15 protein-coding genes and 1 tRNA gene are annotated in these 19,580 nt (G+C 47.7%); 9 read left to right on the forward strand and 7 right to left on the reverse strand.

The genetic code is table 11. The annotated features are described in order from the left end of the window. Positions 1-3: 3 nt before the first annotated feature. A complete protein-coding gene (locus PHG53_01230) occupies positions 4-3,441 on the reverse strand; it encodes a hypothetical protein (GenBank protein ID MDD5380248.1) in 3,438 nt (1,145 codons plus the stop codon). Positions 3,442-3,711: 270 nt separating this feature from the next. Beyond that, a complete protein-coding gene (hisA, locus tag PHG53_01235; protein ID MDD5380249.1) occupies positions 3,712-4,425 on the reverse strand; it encodes a 1-(5-phosphoribosyl)-5-[(5-phosphoribosylamino)methylideneamino]imidazole-4-carboxamide isomerase in 714 nt (237 codons plus the stop codon). A gap of 174 nt (positions 4,426-4,599) precedes the next feature. On the opposite strand from hisA, the gene PHG53_01240 reads away from it, so the two are divergent. The 6 genes from PHG53_01240 (at position 4,600) to PHG53_01265 (ending at position 11,977) form a co-directional block, all read left to right on the forward strand. Then, a tRNA-Ser gene (locus tag PHG53_01240) sits at positions 4,600-4,688 on the forward strand. A gap of 79 nt (positions 4,689-4,767) precedes the next feature. Beyond that, positions 4,768-5,244, forward strand: a complete 477-nt coding sequence (locus PHG53_01245) for a hypothetical protein (GenBank protein ID MDD5380250.1) — start codon at positions 4,768-4,770, stop codon at positions 5,242-5,244. Between the two features lie 191 nt (positions 5,245-5,435). Continuing rightward, positions 5,436-6,407, forward strand: a complete 972-nt coding sequence (gene amrS, locus PHG53_01250; protein ID MDD5380251.1) for an AmmeMemoRadiSam system radical SAM enzyme — start codon at positions 5,436-5,438, stop codon at positions 6,405-6,407. Then, positions 6,404-6,583 carry a hypothetical protein gene (locus PHG53_01255; protein ID MDD5380252.1) on the forward strand — a complete coding sequence of 60 codons (180 nt, stop codon included), beginning with the start codon at positions 6,404-6,406 and terminating at the stop codon, positions 6,581-6,583. The genes amrS and PHG53_01255 overlap by 4 nt, the downstream gene beginning before the upstream one ends. Before the next feature lies 1 nt (position 6,584). Next, on the forward strand, positions 6,585-8,156 hold the full coding sequence (gene amrB, locus PHG53_01260) for an AmmeMemoRadiSam system protein B (protein MDD5380253.1): 1,572 nt from the start codon (positions 6,585-6,587) through the stop codon (positions 8,154-8,156). Beyond that, complete coding sequence (locus tag PHG53_01265) at positions 8,153-11,977, forward strand: 4Fe-4S binding protein (GenBank protein MDD5380254.1); 3,825 nt, start codon at positions 8,153-8,155, stop codon at positions 11,975-11,977. Before amrB ends, PHG53_01265 begins: the two co-directional genes overlap by 4 nt. Here the strand turns inward: PHG53_01265 and PHG53_01270 are convergent. The 3 genes from PHG53_01270 to PHG53_01280 are packed head-to-tail and all read right to left on the reverse strand — an operon-like array spanning position 11,962 to position 13,801. Then, entirely contained in the window at positions 11,962-12,192 is a 231-nt protein-coding gene (locus tag PHG53_01270; protein ID MDD5380255.1) for a DUF2905 domain-containing protein, read from the reverse strand. The genes PHG53_01265 and PHG53_01270 overlap by 16 nt on opposite strands. A gap of 27 nt (positions 12,193-12,219) precedes the next feature. Further along, positions 12,220-13,353 (reverse strand): hypothetical protein, encoded by a 1,134-nt coding sequence (locus PHG53_01275; GenBank protein MDD5380256.1) that lies wholly within the window; start codon positions 13,351-13,353, stop codon positions 12,220-12,222. Next, positions 13,310-13,801, reverse strand: coding sequence for a TraR/DksA C4-type zinc finger protein (locus tag PHG53_01280; GenBank protein MDD5380257.1), 492 nt, complete (start codon positions 13,799-13,801; stop codon positions 13,310-13,312). The genes PHG53_01275 and PHG53_01280 overlap by 44 nt, the downstream gene beginning before the upstream one ends. 485 nt (positions 13,802-14,286) lie before the next feature. On the opposite strand from PHG53_01280, the gene PHG53_01285 reads away from it, so the two are divergent. Then, positions 14,287-14,838 carry an arginine decarboxylase, pyruvoyl-dependent gene (locus tag PHG53_01285; GenBank protein MDD5380258.1) on the forward strand — a complete coding sequence of 184 codons (552 nt, stop codon included), beginning with the start codon at positions 14,287-14,289 and terminating at the stop codon, positions 14,836-14,838. Positions 14,839-14,858: 20 nt separating this feature from the next. After that, the gene (gene speB, locus PHG53_01290) at positions 14,859-15,722 is read left to right on the forward strand and encodes an agmatinase (protein MDD5380259.1); all 864 of its coding nucleotides are present in this window, start codon (positions 14,859-14,861) and stop codon (positions 15,720-15,722) included. Between the two features lie 25 nt (positions 15,723-15,747). Here speB and rsmH read toward each other — a convergent pair whose 3' ends face one another. After that, entirely contained in the window at positions 15,748-16,839 is a 1,092-nt protein-coding gene (gene rsmH, locus PHG53_01295; GenBank protein ID MDD5380260.1) for a 16S rRNA (cytosine(1402)-N(4))-methyltransferase RsmH, read from the reverse strand. 665 nt (positions 16,840-17,504) lie between these two features. On the opposite strand from rsmH, the gene PHG53_01300 reads away from it, so the two are divergent. Beyond that, positions 17,505-19,148 carry an NAD+ synthase gene (locus tag PHG53_01300; GenBank protein MDD5380261.1) on the forward strand — a complete coding sequence of 548 codons (1,644 nt, stop codon included), beginning with the start codon at positions 17,505-17,507 and terminating at the stop codon, positions 19,146-19,148. Between the two features lie 4 nt (positions 19,149-19,152). Here the strand turns inward: PHG53_01300 and PHG53_01305 are convergent, their stop codons facing one another. Beyond that, entirely contained in the window at positions 19,153-19,500 is a 348-nt protein-coding gene (locus PHG53_01305) for a lipid-A-disaccharide synthase N-terminal domain-containing protein (protein MDD5380262.1), read from the reverse strand. Positions 19,501-19,580: the final 80 nt, after the last annotated feature.

Here is a 19,580-nt window from a genome sequence, read left to right on the forward strand (position 1 = left end):
ATTTTACCAGTTTTCTATACAGGCCGTGTCAGCAGGATCGTTACACAGCAGCCACTGCTCGGCGAAACGTGCTAAGTCAAAAAAGTTAACATAGCCGTCCGTTGGTGCAAAATCAGCACCTTCACAGTTTTCCGGCTCGGTGCAGTCGTCCAGCCAGTTATCGGTTATTATTTCAAGGTCTTCGTAATTAACGTAGCAATCACCGCTGATGTCTGAGGTCAGGCCATGGCCTGCAGCGAGGACACTATCACAGTTTGAGCAAGAGGCATTGCTTATAGTGGTGATTGACCGCCTCGGTAGAATCAGCACACTGTTTTCATCGAAAGGACCGATATATACGGTATTCTCTGTTTCGCTGGTGCGGTATATTCCGGAATTATTTAGCGGGAAACCATTCAAATTAAGCGTTAAGCCCATATTGTCATAGGAGAGGTTTATCAGCACAATAGATAGCTGCTGGCCATCTGGGCTTTTGTAGGCTGAAATACGTAAGTCGCCCCGGTCGCCCAAATCAGTCCAGGTTCTGACGCGATGCCATCCTGGGTCGGTAAATGCCGCATATTGCTTGAAGGCATAATAAATAGGATTAGGGGCGAAGGTAGCTCCTCCCGTGGGGCTTCCCACGTAATTTATGAGGCCTTTAGGCGGTGTCCAGAATAGCTCCCAATAAACATACGCCGATGCGTTCTCGAAAACCAGGGTATTGTGCATCAGCTGTGCCAGGTTCATTGCCTCAGGGAAAGTAGTTACATCTCCGTCGTCGTCACCCTTCGAGAACTCTGTCATCATCCGTGGCTTATTATTGTAATAATCGCGGTAATATTGCATAGAGGTGATGTAGCCGTCGGGGTTGTAGTAGCTGCCGCCGCCGTTGTAAAGGTGGTGAGCATAACCGTAAACATGACTCAGATTTGCAAGACTATCGATATATTGGTAGAGTCTATAAAAACCGGCGGTTTCGGGAGCAAGCATCTTCGGCATATTCGGTCCCATTCGCGAATACAGCTCTTCGTAAACTTTTTCGAAGGCCTGACGATAACCGGCAAAGTCCGCGTTTTCTGAAGGTTCGAATCTGCAGGATGCCCAGCTTGCTACATAGTCAAGTTCGTTTTGTATATTTATATAGTCGGCAACTACGCCTTGATTGCCCCATTCTTCCAGACTGTCCGCCCACCATTCTGCAAACCTTTTGTATATATAATAGTGGGGGGCGCTGTTATTGGGGTCAGTAGCGTCTTTTATAAGGGTGCCGCCGTTTTCCAATATGCCGTTACTTTTGAAAGAGGTCGGCGGTGACCATGAGGAAATCATAACCTTTAACGATGGATTACGTGCCTTCCCGCCTGCGATGATTTGGGCCGAACGGTTTAGGTAACCACTGTCGTAACCGTAACTATTCCGTACTCTGTAAATGTCAAGACCAAGCTCATCAAACACAGCATCATAGAGCTTCTCTCTCTCGGTCTGGGACAGAGTATCCAGTACCTCGTATTCATGCCAGCTGGCGGCGGCTCCGAAACCTTCGAGTTCCTGGTAAACGGTGTTAGCATATACCTCGCCAGCAGCACTCTGGTATCTATCGAATCTACTATCCAGCGTGATATCTTCGAAGTACACGGTCCCTGCATCTCCGGGGCTGCCGTTGCCGAAGCCGATGGTAATCTTCGCAACATTTGACAGATTTACGCCGGTAAATTCCGTCAACTCAATGCTCCAGTTGTTCCATTGTTTCAGCCTGACATCGTTCATATTGCTGTATGTTACGGTTGCGGTATGCGGAGGATTGTCACCGTCGGTCAGCTTAACATACATCTGCTCATCTATGGGGTTGGATGGTTTGCCGTAGAAATACAACACTAATGTGTTAGCGCCGAGGCCAAGCCAGTTGGGGTCATTTATTCCCAAATCAGCAACATCCGTGCTAACTTCGGAATAGTATGGCGGGAGATTATTATTATAAAGATACCTCATCGAGTTGCCGCTGCGGGCGATAGAAGTCTTGACAGAAACTTCCGCGCCGGTGCCGCTGTTTTGCCATATGTTCCGCAGGGCTGCGTGGTCCTCATACGAATCAAAATCCTCCACAACGGCAGTCGGCGATGTCCTAAAACTCCAGGTTTCGCCTTTAAAGATTGTGTTGTCTGGTGCGGAATTGACCTCATCAATACGCCAGTAGTAGGTTGTGTTTAATTGGAAAAAACCCGCAGCGCCATAAGGATCATAAGTATTAGGTTCCTGGTCTTGACTAACCAGTACGCCCAGCGGATTACTTCTGTTAGCGTTGGTTACTGCTGTTTCATTTGTTCCGAAATATACATCGTGTGTTTCAGCAAGTCCGCCCTTTAACCAGTTAAGGGCCGCATCTATTGGTGCGTCTTCTGCTTCGTTAAACGGCACCGGACGCTGGGCATATTTTGTAGGGATGAACGGTATCAGGGCGTTCGGCTCTACCTGTAAGGCGTTGACAAAAGCAAAGGGCTGGTCTTCCGGACTGCTTGGGCCCCTTTCGCTCGTCAGGATAATTCTGCCTAAATCATCCGATGTGGCTCTTCCGCTAAAGGCCCACTTCCAGAAATCATTAGAGGAGCTGGAAGAATAGTTGTCCTGCAGAGGCTGATTTGCCGCTCCGCCGATGAAATCGGCATCAAAAAGATGTGTGCCGTTGGCATACCATTCAGCGACCCGATTGGCATCTCCGGTGCTTTGGCTGTCCCATGACCATATGGTTATGTTGCAGTCCCGGTTGATGCCAAGTCCCCATAGCGTGATTGTAACTCCGCTCGGATTAACACCGTAGACAAAATCGCGATATATTTTTTCGCCTGCCCGCGGGGAATAATAGCACGGGTCGCCAGGCATCACGGGAGTGCCGGCGTATCTCGACCATCCGCCGCAGGGGTCATCACGTCTGACTGTGTTAATGCTGCCGCTTAGGTCAATTATAATACCATTTACCTCGCTGCCGGTGTTTGTAGTGCTAAACTGAACAAAACTGGTCTGTGTGTTTGGTTCGTTATTGTCTTGGGAGTAGTTAAGGTCCAGCCGCAGTACTGGTGGTGTAGTTACAGCGTCGGTGGTTGCGGAGCGAGCAAGCGCCCAGCTGGTCATATTCAAAGCGCTATCACGTGCCCTAACCCTGAATGTATGCACAGTACTCGGGGTAAGGCCTGTAGCAATGTAATTGGTGTCTGTTTGCCATGTGCTGCTGGCTGCGGGGTTATCGGAGCACTCAAACAAGTACTGTATGGGAACACTACCGGCTTGATCCAGAGCAGTTATTGCAGCCATCTGAATTGAATTTGGCCCAAGTGTTATCGGGACAATCCGCCACTTCGCCGGGACCGGCCTTGGAGCAGTGGTATCTGCGCCGTAACAGGGTGATAAAACAAGGGCTGAAATCAAAAGCAAATACAGGGGAAAATATCTAACAGACATCTTCATACGCCTCCTTATCAGGGTAAAACTCTGAGGGTTTTACCGGTTCTAATCATCCTCGCCCTCTTACTCTGCCAGGAGCAAACCGCCCAAGCCCAATGAATCGTACCTTGAAACAATGGGTATATTTTAAGCGCAAAATTCCAATTTCTTCCAATTATACCACATTTGCTTCGGATTTTCAACCAATTTTCGCCCTTTTTGGGGATTAAAATAGGCATTTTGGCTCTCCAAAGGCGGATTTTCGTGATAAAGGTTGGAAAACACCGCCAAAAGTTATTTTGCTGCCTTTATCGCATCCGCGAGGCTTAGCGTGCCTTCGTATAAAGCCCTGCCGATTATTACAGCTTTAACCCCCGTTTCGGATAGTTTTCTGATATCGCTTATCGTGCTTACCCCGCCCGAAGCTATAACGGCAACCCCAACCGCCGCAGCCACCGCTTCTGTTCGTTCAAAATTAGGACCTTCCATCATACCGTCTTTGGCAATGTCGGTATATATTATCGCCGCTATTGGTAATTTCGCCGCCTTGGCCGCAAACTCCAATAACGGTTCGGAAGCATTTTTTGTCCAGCCATCAGTGGCTACCTTATCGTCCCGCGCATCGAGGCCGAGCACAATTTTACCACTGAATTTTTCAGCCATTTCACTAAACCACTCGAAATCGCTTACGGCTTTAGTGCCTGTTATTACCCGCCCTACTCCCATATCGAGCAGTTGTTTTATGGATACCTCATCGCGCAATCCGCCGCCGACCTCGATTTTCAGTTTCCCCAGAGCTGCTATGGCTGATATTGTATCGGTATTGACGGGCTTGCCTGCTTTGGCTCCGTCCAAATCGACGATATGCAGCCACTCTGCTCCGGCCGAGATGAACTCCTCGGCCTGCTTGACGGGGTCATCGTTGTAGGTTATCTGTCGGCGGTACTGACCTTGGATAAGTCTGACGCATTTGCCGTCTCGTAAATCAATAGCCGGTATGATATACATTTTTAAACCCTTAATATGTGCCCGGATTTTAAGCGTGTATACCGAACTTGTAAAGAAAAGATTTGGCGCTGCGGCCTTTGGGAACAGGACGCTCTGCCAAAAAATAAATATGCCGGATTATTCGAAAGCTTGCAATTTCGGTTTTTTGAGTGTATAGGATAGAAAAGTCGTTACGGAGAGGTGTCGGAGCGGCTGATCGAGCCGGTTTCGAAAACCGGTGTGCTCTTTATTGAGTACCGCGGGTTCGAATCCCGCCCTCTCCGTTATGTTGCTTACTTTGGGGCAGGCTGGATTCGAACCCTAAAAGAGAGAGTAAAACTATACGCTGAAAGGGAGAGATATATGAGTGACAAAAGCGCAGAATGCTGCCCCGAATTTGCCCCCGTACCATGGGATGATAAGATTTTTTATTGGGAGAATAAAAGATTCATTAAAGACAAAGTTTTTACTCTGTTCTACATACCAATGAATTTTGGTTCGGTCATGAGAAGGCTCGACGAAAAAGTAAAAAAAGCCGGAGCTCGGATGCCGGGTTCGCTGGCCCTGTCGGATCATACCTCCAGGTGGAATATGGATATTTATTTGGCAGTGGACGGAGAAATTCCGGATTCGGAAAATGTTACGCTTTCCGGCAAGTTTTTCAGCAAAGTTTATGAGGGAAATTTTAAAGAGACAGGAAAGTGGTGCAAAGATTTTGAGGGCCTCGCCAAAAGCAAGGGACTGGAAATAAAAAAGTGGTATATGTGGTATACCACTTGTCCAAAGTGCGCTAAAAAGTACGGGAAGAATTACGTTGTGATTATCGACCAGGTTGCGTGAAGGTAATTTGCCGATAAAAAGGTAAGTCAGTTTGGATTTTTCGAATACACGCCGTCCTTAGTTTTGCTATATCAGATAAAGACAATATAAGCTCTTGCATCTCAATAGAACTTTCAGACAATAGCGGGGGTATAATAATTTGTTATAATTATAAGGAAACCTGCTATAGCTGTTAAAAAGCGAGGCCCAGATTGAAAGTTCAGTGCGAGCTATGCCCGAAAAGCTGTCTGATTGAGCCCGGCCAGAGCGGCGAGTGCCGGGTCAGAATTAATATCGACGGCGTATTACGGACGGTAGTATACGGCTACCCGTGCTCAGCGCACGTTGACCCTGTCGAGAAGAAACCATTTTTCCATTTCCTGCCCGGCAGCAAAACGTTTTCACTTGCGACCGTCGGCTGCAACCTTCACTGCAAAAACTGCCAGAACTGGGAAATATCACAGGCCAATCCCGAAGACAGCGTTGCGTCATTATGCCCGCCTGAAAAACTTGTCGAGCTGACCAGAAGCTATGATTGCCAGTCGCTGGCATATACCTATACAGACCCGGTTGTTTATTACGAATATACTTATGATTCTGCCGAGCTTGCGAGGGTAAATGGAATACGAAATCTGCTGATAACGGCCGGCTATATAAACCGCCAGCCGTGGCAGCGGTTACTGAACGTTGTGGATGCCGCCAGAATTGATTTGAAGTCAATGTCGGATGATTTTTATCGGGATGTTTGCTCCGCGACACTAAAGCCGGTGCAAGATGCCATCATTCAGACAAGAGCAAGCGGCGTTCATCTTGAAGTGATACACCTCGTTATCCCAACGCTGAACGATAAGCCCGAACAATTGCGCGAGCTTTCGCGCTGGGTCAGGGCAAACCTCGGCAGCGAAATCCCCCTGCATTTTTCAGGATTTTATCCGCAGTACAAGATGCGGCATCTGCCGCCGACATCGGCGGAAACACTGGATATGGCTCGTAACATCGCTATGGAAGAAGGGCTTGACTTTGCTTATATAGGAAATGTTCAGAGTGAAAATGGCCAGAACACATATTGTCCCGGCTGCAAAAAAGTACTCATCGAACGTGTTGGTTATACTGTTATCCAAAACCGTTTGAAAGACGGTTCCTGTCCTGATTGCGGCAGGGAAATTTACGGAGTTTGGAAATGACGCGAAGAAAATTCATTCAGCAATTTCTAAAAGCCGGGGCGGCTGTTGCTGTCGGCGTTTACTGGCTGGCAGAAAAAGCTTCACCCCGCAAGTTTATTCGAGCGAGATTTGGGAAGTATCCCGGCGTCTTAAGGCCCTTAAAGGATATTCACGAACAGGGTAAATGGAGTGGTTAATATGGATAGATACTCAAAATTTTTTTTACCGGGTTTTATGCTTGGCATATTTTTATTGGGAGGGTGCGATCCAAAACCTGTCGCTCCGGTTAAAGAAATAGCGAGAGCTAAAGCAGATGAACCTGCGGCCCATGCCAAGGTTGTTTTCAGGTCAACACTTTCGGGTAGCTGGTATTCTGCCGACGCTAAAACACTGAGTGAACAAATCGAGGGGATTTTCGAAAAAGCCGATGTTGAGCCGATAAATAATGTTATCGCCCTTATCCTTCCGCACGCCGGCTACCAGTACTCCGGCCGGACCGCCGCTTTTGGATTGAAGTCTGCCGGCAGGCAATATAAAAGGGTGATTGTAATTGGCCCCAGTCATCGTGTCCCTATGGAAGATGTGCTCAGTGTCCCCATGGCGACGCATTACGAAACGCCGCTCGGACAGGTGCCGCTTGATGTGGAATTTATAAATAAGCTTTTGGAGCATCCGATATTTCAGAACATACCGCAGGCGGACGAATATGAACACAGCACCCAGATAGAGGTGCCGCTGCTGCAATATGTGCAGAAAGATTTTAAGCTTGTGCTGATTGTGGCCGGCGACTGCTCGGTGGAAACAATTGCACAGGCCGGCGCTATCTTGAAGAGTTTGGTTGATGATGACACGCTCGTTATTGCAAGCTCCGATTTTACCCATTATGGTCCGAACTATGGCTACGTCCCATTCAGGGAAAAGATACCTGAACAGCTAAAAAAGCTCGATATGGGTGCGTTCGAGTATATCAAGGCCCTGGATTACAAAGGCTTTTTGGAATATCGTAGTAAAACCGGTGCAACAATATGCGGGTTTGTGCCGATATCGATATTGCTTTCGATGTTAGACGAAACCGTTGAGACTAAATTGATTAAATATACGACTTCCGGCGAACTGACGGGAGATTTCTCCAACTCGGTCAGCTACTTTTCGATTGCTTTTTCGGGTAAGTGGGGACACTCTTCCCAAATTAAACCGGAGGCGAATGTCAGTGAATTGAGCAAAGAAGACAAAAAGCAGCTTTTGACCCTGGCCCGCAAATCGTTGGTTTATTTTTTGCGTAACCGAAAGGTCCCCGATGTATCGGAGCTGAATGTCACGGCCAGTGACGCAATGAAACTTCGGCGGGCGGCGTTTGTAACGCTTGAAGAAAATTCTCAGCTTAGAGGCTGTATAGGCGATATCTTTCCGCGACAGCCTTTGTATAAATCGGTCATCTCCAACGCCATTAACGCCGGCGTCAATGACAGACGTTTCCGCCCGGTAACGGAAGCCGAATGTAACGATATTAAAATCGAGATATCGGCGCTGACAGCGCCTAAACCAATTGCTTCATCGGATGAAATCAGAATTGGTATAGACGGCGTGGTGCTGAATAAAAATGGTTACGGGGCCGTGTTCCTGCCTCAAGTTGCGCCCGAACAGGGCTGGAATATAAGCCAGATGCTCACACAGTTGTCTCTCAAAGCGGGGCTGCCCTCAGACGCTTGGAAGGAAGGCGCGAGCTTTCTTGTTTTTCAGGCGGATGTTTTTGGCGAGGATGAGAAATGAAATCTGCCCGAGGCCTGCTTGTTTTCAGTTACGGGTTGTTTACTATCGCCGCCCAGTCTTTGCTTTTTCGAGAATTCACAACCGCCTTCGAAGGCAGTGACATAAGCGTCGGTGTATTCTTCAGTTCGTGGTTTTTATGGGTCGGCATGGGGGCGCTGCTCGTATATAAAAACACGACCTTTGCCGGCAAGCTCCTTAAAAATATTGAATTCCTGTTTTTATGTTACCTGCCTGCCTTTATCGCGGAGCTTGTTTTGATTATTCATGCGCGCCAGCTTGCGGGCATCGCGCCTTATGTGCTGATACCCATAAAGGCAATCGTGCTTTTATCAATCGCTGTTAATGCGCCGGTCAGCATCATTACGGGAATGCTGTTTCCAATTGCCTGCCGCTGGGTTCGAAGTGAGGATGAGCTCGCCGTTTCACGAGTGTATATTCTCGAAGCGGCGGGAAGTTTTCTCGGCGGGCTGGGGACAACTTTGCTCTTGGCTTTCGGTGTAAGCTCGGCAAGGATTTTCTTCATACTTGCTTTTATTATTTCTCTTTCATTCTTTTTAGTACGTTTTGCGAAGTCGAAGAACATGACGTGGGCTTTGGTGCCGGCGTGTATCTTCGTTTGCCTATTCGCCGGTGTTGACAATAAACTGTCACGACAGCTCCAGATTATAAAGTGGGAAAAGCTGCTTCCGAAAGATACTCTGCAAGGTTCCTTTCAAACAGCCCAGGCGGAGTATTTATATGGTGTCTATCATGATCAGTGGGTGGCTGTCCGCGAAGGCAGCACTTGCGAGGTCTTGCCTGACAAAACTAACGCCGGCCGAATAGCGGCCATCGGCCTCTGTCAAAATCCTGATGCTAAAAGGGTTTTGGTCGTCGGTTCCGGGCTGGGGTTGTGTTACCAGTTTCTGAATTTGAGACAAATAGAAAAAGTGACTTGGGCAAATAGTGACAGCGAATATGTTCAGAAGGTCAGCGATTTTATACCACTAAAATTTAGAATTGATGACCAGCGGTTAAATCTGCTAAGCGGTGACATTCGCTCGTCGCTTGCCGGAGAGAAACAATATTACGACTTGGTGATTCTTAATCTGCCGGATGCGACCAGCTCAGTTCTAAACCGGTATTACACTCTCGAATTTTATCGTCAGATTAAAAATGCGATGCGCCCAGATGGTGTGCTGGCAGTCCGAATAGCGGGCGGGGAAAACATTATGGGTACCGAGCTGATTAACCTCGGCGCCTCGACGAAATTGACGCTTCAGAAGGTTTTCTCACAGCTTGTCTTGGCGCCCGGCGATGATACATGGTTTATCGCATCTGACTCCGGAAAACTCACCGGCGACCCCGGCAGCTTACGGGACCGCTTTGCGGCCATAAAGGGCGGCCCAGATATTTTCCCGCCGCGGGCTCTGCTTTCTGTTTATCTGCCGGATAGGGCCTCAATTGCGATGGAGAATTATTCGGGTGCGGATTTGCCTGATAGACTGCTTATTAATCGCGATTCCAGACCGCTGACGTATTTATACAGTTTGTTGCTCGCGGCCAAACAATCAGGAGCGCCGGGAACAAAATTTATTAAATACCTTGTGCTGGCAGGCTCCCTCGTATTTGTTGTCCCCATCCTGATTTTTATAGTTTTGCGTCTTATTTACATTTTGAAAACAGCTCAGCGAGGTAGTCCCTCGAGTTTCGATAGTTCGTTTTTGGTTTTCTCAGCCGGCTGGGTCGGCATCGGTGTCGTGATTGTTCTGATGTATTTATATCAAACTTACTTCGGTTCGCTTTACCTTTATATCGGTGTTATTTCTTCCTTGTTTATGGCAGGCTTGAGCGTGGGGGCTGTTCTGGTTAGGTATTTACTTTCGGGCAAATGGAGGTTAAAACCGCAAATCCTGTTATTCGCATCAATATTTGTTTATACGGCAGTTTTGACCGCAATCATCTTTTGGCCGGGGCAGCAATGGACGCATCCGTACTTTGCCGTTGCGTTTGTTCTTTGCGGCCTGTGCGCAGGCTGTTTCTTCCCGCTTGCTGCAAGACAGCTTGCTGATTCCGCTTTTGAAACGGGCGAGATCGGCAGCAAATTGGAAACTGCCGACCACATTGGTGCTTCAGTAGGAGGATTACTGACAAGCCTTGCTCTTGTTCCTGTGCTTGGGACGAAGGTCACGTTATTTATATTTATTCTGCTCGTTCTGGCTAATATTCCCACTGTCGTCCTGAGACTATATGCGCCGGAAAAAGTTCGCTATTCGGCTGCAGCCGTTTTTAAGCTGCGCAGGCTCGGCTACATCCTGTTTGGTATTGGACTGTCTGTTACCATCTGCTCGAATCTGCTTAATAAAACAAGTGGTCAGCTAAGGTCATCTCTGCCGCAGGATGTTGCCCATGCGCTGGTCGGCCGGGCACACCTTGAACTGGTCTCGGCGACCATCGGCGATAATGCCCGCAAGATTAATTATTTTAGAGTTTATGATGCTGATGAAAAACTAAACGGCTATATTTTCAGCTCCGCAGATTTGGCGCCGGAGGTTACAGGTTTCGGCGGAAAGATTAATCTGGCCATTTACGTGGATACCGCTGGCAGGTTAATTAAGTTCGATATAACATTGTCCAATGAAACTCCTTCGTATCTTGAGCTTCTTACCAATTGGCGGCAGTTTCTCACAGGCCGTCAGCTTTTCCAGCCGGGACCTTTCACCGGTATTAATGCGACAACCGGTGCAACCTTTAGCTCTAAGGCGATTCTCTCTGCGTTGGAAAAATCCGGTGTCAGGTTCGCCGGCGAAATCCTCGGCAATACCCCGCCCGCGTTGCCGCTTGCGCAACAGGCGAGATGGCCCGGCGCCGCAGGATTATATTTGATAACCGCTTTCATCCTCGCCATTATTGTAATCTACCGTGGCGGGTTCTGGGGTCGCCTTACCGTCCTTTGCTTCAATCTTATCGTCGGCGGCATTATCCTGAACGCCCAGTATTCAAGCGACCAGATAGTGACACTGTTGTCTTTGCACGTTCCTCCAATAGGATTATCGGGAACCTTTTTGCTGGTTGTGGGAGTCCCGCTTTTGGTGATAATCTTTGGTAATATCTATTGCGGCTACGTCTGTCCTTTCGGCGCTGCGCAGGAACTGCTCTGTTATATTATTCCTCGCAGATTTAAACCTGCCCTCTCCGTCGAATCGATACAAAAGGCAGGTTTCGTCAAATATGTTATCCTTTTTGTTTTGATAATGATGTTCTTTGTCTCCAGAAATCGGGCGACGCTGGCGGCAGACCCGCTTATCGCTGCCTTTTCAGGTAGTTCCATGTTATATACGGCCGTCGCAGGCTTGATAATAGCGATAGCTTTAGTCGGCTCGGTTTTTTATACCCGCTTCTGGTGCCGGTATTTGTGTCCGGTGGGAGCTTTCCTGTCTCTGCTCAACAAGGTAGCTCTACTGAATCGGTTTTTACCCGTAAAAAGGTTCGGCAGATGCGAGTTCGGCCTTACTGCAAAAGACACTGATTGTTTATATTGTGACAGGTGCCGCTATCAGACCCAGGAGGTTGCCTCTGCTTCCGGTTCTGCGTCTTTTCTGTCTCGTTATCTCGTAGTGATTGTTATCGTGGTGGGAATTTTTGTATCAATGGCTTCATTGAATAGATTCCGGGATGTCATTCCCGCCGGCATCAGCCAGCCTGTTGTTTCAATATCAGGCGCCGGCCAGCCGAGGGATGTCGATTTGCAGCGCGTCCGCACAATGATTCAGCAGAGAAAACTATCCGACAAAGAAGCTGAATTTTATAAAAAGGCTGAGGATAATCAACGGCGGAAATAATTGATAAGCCATAAAATAACCGTCAGGACAATCGAGATTATTATACAACTCGCTATGGGTAGATAAATCCGCCAGTTTTTGCCGCCGAAATCCAAATCGCCGGGCAATTTGAATAATCCCGTCCGGCCTAATATCATTACCACCCCCCCGGCCAGCGCTATGGTAATTCCCATCAGTATTAGCCATTTACCGATTTGTTGCGGACCAAATTCCATTATTCCCCCGCCTTAAAGACCGGCAAATTACATTGTTTTCTTTTTATTGCACTTGATACTCAGGGCTGCCGTGATGATTTGCGGAGATGGCTTGCGGGCGTTGACTAAAATATCCTTTAATCGGCTTGTATCAGGTGCGCTGTTGAATACGGGGATATTTGTAAATTCTGACAGCTCCCTTATATGCAAAGGAGAGCTTGAGCATATACCCGATATGGCATCGGGCGTTAAATTGAATTTTTCCTTCAAGGTCCGCAGTCCGCCGATTGCCCCGAACGCGTCATTGGCGCAGAAAATCAGTCTGTGAATCCTCGACGTTACCTCCGGCGAACTGAGCAGCATTGCGGTCTCGCGCTGAATGACACCATCAGCAATCTCAACGACCCAGAAATTCTTGGGATTGTTTGCATACTTCAGGTCAAGCTGGTTGAAAATGCCTAACAGTTCCTCCCTTGTCGTCAGATATGTCGATGGATAACCCAGATGTGTGAAATCGGCATAGCGACTGGCGCCGGCGTCGTTCATATGAAGAATATCTTTAAGGCTGGCTGTCCCGGTAATCTTGGAGGCCCTTACATTGTAGCCGATGGCTGTCAATGCCCAGCAGCAGGCCGCCGCTGCCATACTTTTACCGCTGTTCATCGATGTCCCGCATACTAAAATCATTCGCGACCGAGGCTCTTTTTTTATCGTCTTTCTGGGCTTTATAAGGGGAAAATCCCGCGTGTTTAAAACATCGCCTTTTTCATCACAAACGTATCCTAAAAGTCTCACTTTTGTCGGGTCTTTTATCATCGAATTTTTGGTTTTGACGACGCCGACCACTCCCGAGCGGGCAATGAGGTCAACCTCCTCTGTCATCTCGCTAGGCACTAAACCCTCGTAGTAATCGGGGGCATACCTGTTTCCAAACACAAAAATTGCTTTTGTGCCGTCGTGAATCATATGTATGCGCCCCAAGGCGTTTTCCATGGACGAGTGCTGCCCGATACAGTTGATTATTCCGTAAACGAGGTCTCCTGCCTGCGGCGGCTTATCAAAAAGCCGGTAGTATTTGATTTGGCTTGGTTTTATCGTGAGCGCAGCGCTTGGGAAAATAAACCCTTTGCTTATTTTCTTAGTCGTTATTTTGCTCGTCGGTGATATTGTCAAAATTGTCATCTTGCTCCTCGCTGATTCGGCCGTAGTCTGAGTCTCGCTGGGGTTCTTCTCTGGCCAGAAGACCTTTTTCCGACAAACTCGCGCACTTTACGCAGTATCGAGCCCAAGGAATCGCTTTTAATCGAACCTTCGCGATGGGCCCTCCCTCACCCTCACAAATCCCGTATGTTTTGTTTTCAATCCGATCCAGCGCATCATGAATTTCTTGAAGGAGTTTCCGTTCACTGCCGACAAGCCCTAAAGTGTTTTCCAGCTCGAAAGTGTCACTTCCTGCGTCGGCCAGGTGAATGGGCATATTTGACAAGTCGCTTCTTTGTTTCCGCAGCGTCTCATCTTCCATATGAGTTACGTTGTTCAGTATTTCGTCTCGTTTTGCCAGCAGCAGTGCCTTGAATTTTTTTATTTCATCTGGTGTCAGATTGGTTTTGCTTTTTCGTTCTTTGCTCATAGCGGTTTCGCCGTCCAAAAGTGCGTTGTGTTATTTTTTTTATAGCGTAACTTTCAGATAAAAGTCATCGCACGGGAAATGTCCATAAACTCCTTACAAAAAACTTGTCTTGGCGGCCGAATATGCTCCGGGCCGTTGCAGCGTTGATGCTTTTTTCGCTAAAAGCGTCCAAAACAGCCTTTTTCAACTCTTTAAGGGTCATTTTGGCTCTTTTCTGCGACCTGCTTTTCCTGGGTTTTCTGTCCTGATTTTCATAGGTTTTGACTATTTAGTCAAAACAGGACAAATGGTCAAGGAAAAAAATTGACTTTCACTCGGAAATTATTATCGTTACTTCAGTTCAAACAAAGCTGGTGGCGGATGTTGTAATCGGCCAGCAGATTCCGACGTTTGGATTTAGTATCGGCAAGAGGAGCAATGTTTGGCAATTGTTTTTTTTTATCAACCATTTTTATAAAGTTAAATTAAAATAGAAGGAGTATTAAATGAACAACCCTGTTCCTACACAGATATTCCTGACCAAAGGAGTCGGACAGCATAAATACCAGTTGAAGTCCTTCGAGGTGGCGTTAAGACAAGCCGGCGTAGCACAGCAGAATTTAGTGCAGGTATCTTCAATTCTGCCGCCGAGGTGCAAGGTTATCAGTCTGGAGAACGGATTGAAAAAACTGATTCCGGGACAAATATCCTACTGCGTGCTGGCAAGGGCCGATACCGATGAGCACGGACGTTTAATAGCTTCTTCGATAGGAGTCGCACTGCCCAAAGATGAAGACCAGTGGGGATACCTCAGCGAGGTGCACGGCCACGGTAAGAACAGCCAGCAGGCCGGAGACCTCGCTGAAGACTTGGCAGCTGGTATGCTGGGAACAACTTTAGGACTGGAGCTTGACCCTGACCAGGCCTGGTCGGAAAAAGAACAGGCTTACAAATCCAGCGGCCTGTTTGTTAAAACCACCAATATTACACAGACCGCAAAAGGACAGGAAGGGCTGTGGACGACAACAGTGGCAATAGCAATGTTTTTGTTTGATTAAACACGTCGATAGGATTTACTATGAAAGAAGCGATTAACTTCGGGTTTCTGCCTGAAGAACATTCTAATCCGGAAAATGCAGGCATTGTTATTATTCCCGTCGCCTACGACGGAACAAGCACCTGGCTCAAAGGCGCAGACGAAGGGCCGGCGGCGATAATGGAAGCCTCTGCCAACATGGAGCTTTACGATATAGAGACCGATTCGGAGGTTTACAAAAAAGGCATATTTACCGAAGACATTATAGGCGGAGAAATCTCTACTAAGGAGATGGTTGAAGTAGCTACGGAAATAACAAAGTATTATCTCGAAAAAGGCAAGTTCACGGTGGTCATAGGCGGGGAGCACTCGGTCAGCATCGGCCCGATTAGAGCCTATGCGGAACAATATGATAACTTGACCATCTTGCAGCTGGATGCTCACTCCGATTTAAGAGAGGAATACAACGGCTCAAAATTTAACCACGCCTGCGTTATGGCCCGCGCCAAAGAGCTTTGCCCGGTTGTTCAGGTTGGTATCAGGAGTATGGATTACTCCGAAAAAAAATCTATGGATACGTCAAAGGTATTTTTTGCAAAGGACATATACGACAACACCGACTGGATTAAGAAAGTTATTTCCAAACTCTCCGATAATGTGTACATAACAATCGACCTCGACGTGTTCGATCCTTCCATAATGCCTTCCACCGGCACCCCTGAGCCGGGCGGATTATTATGGTATGATGTGCTTGCTTTATTGAAGGCAGTTGCCGGCAAGAAAAATATCGTCGGCTTCGATGTCGTCGAGTTATGCCCCGGCGAAGAGAACAAGGCCCCCGACTTCCTCGCCGCCAAGCTCATCTACAAGCTCCTAAGCTATAAGTTTGAATCTGGTAATAAATAAACTCTTCAACAGCAGGATTTTGTTTCTATAGAGATTTTATTGCGGCCCAGCGAAACTTGGCCGATGCGCTGCGGGGATTTGAGTGAATTTCTTCGAATTGCGGCACTATTGCCTCCTCAGCCGCCGTTTGGTATATGCCGTTTCTGACGCCATCGCGAAACGATTGCTTTACAAGGCGGTCTTCGCCGCTGTGAAAACTTATTATCCCGATTCGCCCGCCCGGACGCAGGCAGTATGGCGCAACTCTTAAAAGCTCCCTTAAACAGCCCAGCTCATCATTGACTAATATCCGCAGCGCCTGAAAGACCAGCGCAGCAGGATGCAGCGAATTGGATTTTGAGCTGCGGCGTTCCTGGCGCCAGATTTTCTTATCAATCCCCTTTGCGTCAAAAATCAAATCAACTAACTGTGAAGTCTGCGTAATCGCCTGCTCGGCTCGCTGCGTAATTATCTCATGGGCGATTTTCCGATGGTCAGGTTCATCCGCCAGCTTCAAAAATGCCTCGGACAAATCCTTTTCTGAAAGACTATTGAGCAAATCCACTCCGGTTCGCTTCAGCCGGTCGTCCATACGCATATCCAGCGGCCCATCGTTCTTATAGCTCATCCCACGCTCTGGATTGTCTATTTGCATACTCGAAACCCCAAGGTCGGCAAAGATAATGTCACAGCCGTCGAGATTTTCTTTTTTTAGCACCTTGCCTATCCCTGCAAAGTTGCTCCGATGGAAACTAACAGGCACGTTCTCTTTGCTTAGCCGGTTGCGGGTGCGCTCCAGTTCGGCGTTATCGACATCCAAGGCAATCAATTTCCCGCTTTGCCCTATGTGCTTGATAAACTCCGATGTATGCCCCCCGTAGCCGACGGTGCAGTCAACTATTACCTCGCCTCTCTTTGGCTTCAGGCACGCTATAACTTCTTTTGTCAGGATGGGAATATGACTGCCTGCCGGCGTCCTGCCTTTTGCTCGCAGATACTCCTTTATCTCCGGGTAGGCCGAGATGTTGTGCTCCTTGTATTTTTCCCCGAAGTTTTTAGGGTGAGTTCCGCTGTATCTCCGCCGCCGTTGATGCTTCTTCGGCGGCGGACCGCCATTACCGGTTTCGTTAAAACGCATTGTCCGTTATCCCTCTTTGCATTATTTTCTAATTGCGCAGGCATTATACGCAATTACAGCCAAATCCCAACAAGTTTGTCCTGCCGGCCTTGAGTGGGTGAGACTTATGAGATTGGGTTCGTTTGGGTTCGTTTTAAGTAGTTCATAGTTCGTTGTTCGTAGTTGTTAGTTGTTGTGAAAACTACAGTTACAATCATTTTAGGCATTTCGTAAATTGGGTTCGTTTTGCATAATTTATTCATTTTGATTGATTTTTCCCTTATAAATAGAAAATCTCCGCATCTGTCTAAGACAGGCAGAGAAAAAAGAAAAACAAATTGTAAGTATTAATTAGTTATTGGGAACCACTCATTAGTTATTCCTTTCAAGAGAGACTGCCTCTCTACAATTGGAAGAACATGCGCTATTGATGCGAAAATTCCAGCGTTTTTGGAGGCAATGAATTTGTAAGTAGTTATACGAAAAGGGATAGAAAAATTTTGAGAAAATGGATTTTTGTTCATAAACCCCTGCGCATTTGATTGATTTTTACCAATACCCTCCGGCGACACCGCGTAACTCAAAATCGCCCCTAATGAAAAGTCATTGATAGTACAGAGGACAATTGGTTAAATGGTGGATGGTAATTGGTAATTGCCAATCGGTAGTTTGGAGACATTTATTCGGTGCGTATAGCTTTAGGACAATTTAACGCGGTGGTTGGGGATTTGGCGGGAAACGCCGAGAAGATGCGCAGTATGTATGCCGAGGCTCTTGCCTCGAATGTGGATTTGCTTATCTTTCCGGAACTGGCTGTTTGCGGCTATCCGCCGGAGGATTTGCTGCATAAGAAGCATTTTTTAGAAGACTGCCATTCGGCTGTCGAAAAGCTGGCCGCCGACTGCCCGAAAGGGACCATAATAGTCGGCTTCGCGGATACATACGAAGGCGACTGTTACAATTCCGCCGCTATCCTGCAAAACGGGAAAGTGAGCAAAATTTATCGAAAGGTGCTGCTGCCGAATTACGGCATTTTCGATGAGCGAAGGTATTTCCGCGCCGGTACCGAGCCAATGGTAATCGAGGTTGCGGGACTAAATATTGCGGTCACCATTTGTGCGGACGTGTGGAACATTGATTGGCTGGCCGATTTCCTCGGTGATGCCGGTAAAATCCAAATTGTTCTAAACATCTCGGCATCACCTTTTTATATGGGCAAGACCGAACAGAGGCAGGCGATTCTCAGCCGGTGCGCAAAAGAATTTAATTGCGCTGCCTGTTACTGCAACCTTGTCGGCGGTCAGGATGAAATAGTTTTTGACGGCCGGAGTATGTTCGCCGATTCGAGCGGCAAAATTGTTGCCTGCGCTAAGGCATTCGATGAGGATTTGCTGATTGTAGATGTCACCGCCGCTGGTAAAGCTGTGCAGGTGAAGCCCCAAACGGCCCCCTCGCCTCAGCCGGCTGATTCGATTGATGAGATTTACCGTGCGCTTGTGCTCGGGGTAAGAGATTATACCCGCAAGAACGATTTTGCGAAGGTCCTGCTGGGCCTTAGCGGAGGAGTAGATTCTTCCGTTACCGCTGCTATTGCCGCAGCCGCGCTTGGCGCTGAAAATGTTGTCGGCATTACGATGCCGTCGGAATTCAACAGCCTCGAGACAATAGCTGATGCCGGGAAAGTTGCGAAAAATCTGGGCATCGAGCTTCTGAACATTCCTATTGGGCCGGCGCTGGCACAGTTTGACTTGGCATTAAAACAGGCCCCCGGCTGGGACAGCAAAGGCATTGCTTATGAGAATCTGCAGGCCAGAATCCGCGGCAGTATCCTGATGTCGCTTAGCAACAGCACCGGCTCATTGGTGCTGACGAGCGGCAACAAAAGCGAAACAGCGGTCGGCTATGCCACTTTATATGGTGACACAGCAGGGGGCTTCGCGGTAATAAAAGACGTGCCGAAAACTTTTGTTTACAAGCTGGCCGACCATATAAACAAAATAGCAGGCCAGCAGGTAATACCAGCCAGCATAATAACCAGGATTCCGAGCGCCGAGCTGAGGCCGGGGCAAAAGGACAGCGATAGTCTGCCTGATTATGATTTGCTCGATAAGATCCTCAAAGGGTACGTGGAAGAAGATAAGTCCGCTGGCGAACTTATCAAAGGAGGGCTACCGGCCAAGGACGTGCACAGAGTTATTCGTATGGTTGACCGGAACGAATACAAGAGGAGACAATCGCCGCCGGGGGTAAAAATTACGCCAAAGGCCTTTGGTAAAGACAGAAGACTGCCGATTACGAATCGTTACAGCTGCTGTGATGATGCAATGTAGCTATTCAATCCCCATTTTTTTCTACGACGGTTACCACGCCTTTTTTGGAATGGTTATAAATCAAATGAAGATTGCGGATGTATATTAGGGTATTTAGTGAAAAGCCCAGCATGAATATGGGATTTTTTATGTGGATGGAGTAACTAAGCAGGATGAGACTGCCTACTAGCGATACGAACCAGAAAGAGGTCGGCACGTGGGATTTTTTTTTGTATTCGCTGACTATCCACTGAAGTACAAATCTTCCGCCGAACACCACTTGTCCTACCAGGGCCACGGACGCCCAAACGGGGTCGCCCACGATTTGCTCGGCTATCGCGCTTTTCAAAAATTCAATTACTGAATGTAACATAACTTTTCTCCAGTTTTTAATAAGTTACCAGTTACATCATAAACCAATCTCTGGTAAAATTAAAGAACCAGATGGGTTTT

It is taken from the genome of Phycisphaerae bacterium, assembly GCA_028714855.1.
Lineage (GTDB): Bacteria > Planctomycetota > Phycisphaerae > Sedimentisphaerales > Anaerobacaceae > CAIYOL01.

Bases quoted from the DNA above. Each gene is read 5' to 3' on its own strand.
- PHG53_01230 (MDD5380248.1), bottom strand. From the start codon at position 3,441: ATGAAGATGTCTGTTAGATATTTTCCCCTGTATTTGCTTTTGATTTCA.
- hisA (MDD5380249.1), bottom strand. From the start codon at position 4,425: ATGTATATCATACCGGCTATTGATTTACGAGACGGCAAATGCGTCAGA.
- PHG53_01245 (MDD5380250.1), top strand. From the start codon at position 4,768: ATGAGTGACAAAAGCGCAGAATGCTGCCCCGAATTTGCCCCCGTACCA.
- PHG53_01255 (MDD5380252.1), top strand. From the start codon at position 6,404: ATGACGCGAAGAAAATTCATTCAGCAATTTCTAAAAGCCGGGGCGGCT.
- amrB (MDD5380253.1), top strand. From the start codon at position 6,585: ATGGATAGATACTCAAAATTTTTTTTACCGGGTTTTATGCTTGGCATA.
- PHG53_01265 (MDD5380254.1), top strand. From the start codon at position 8,153: ATGAAATCTGCCCGAGGCCTGCTTGTTTTCAGTTACGGGTTGTTTACT.
- PHG53_01270 (MDD5380255.1), bottom strand. From the start codon at position 12,192: ATGGAATTTGGTCCGCAACAAATCGGTAAATGGCTAATACTGATGGGA.
- PHG53_01275 (MDD5380256.1), bottom strand. From the start codon at position 13,353: ATGACAATTTTGACAATATCACCGACGAGCAAAATAACGACTAAGAAA.
- PHG53_01280 (MDD5380257.1), bottom strand. From the start codon at position 13,801: ATGAGCAAAGAACGAAAAAGCAAAACCAATCTGACACCAGATGAAATA.
- PHG53_01285 (MDD5380258.1), top strand. From the start codon at position 14,287: ATGAACAACCCTGTTCCTACACAGATATTCCTGACCAAAGGAGTCGGA.
- speB (MDD5380259.1), top strand. From the start codon at position 14,859: ATGAAAGAAGCGATTAACTTCGGGTTTCTGCCTGAAGAACATTCTAAT.
- rsmH (MDD5380260.1), bottom strand. From the start codon at position 16,839: ATGCGTTTTAACGAAACCGGTAATGGCGGTCCGCCGCCGAAGAAGCAT.
- PHG53_01305 (MDD5380262.1), bottom strand. From the start codon at position 19,500: ATGTTACATTCAGTAATTGAATTTTTGAAAAGCGCGATAGCCGAGCAA.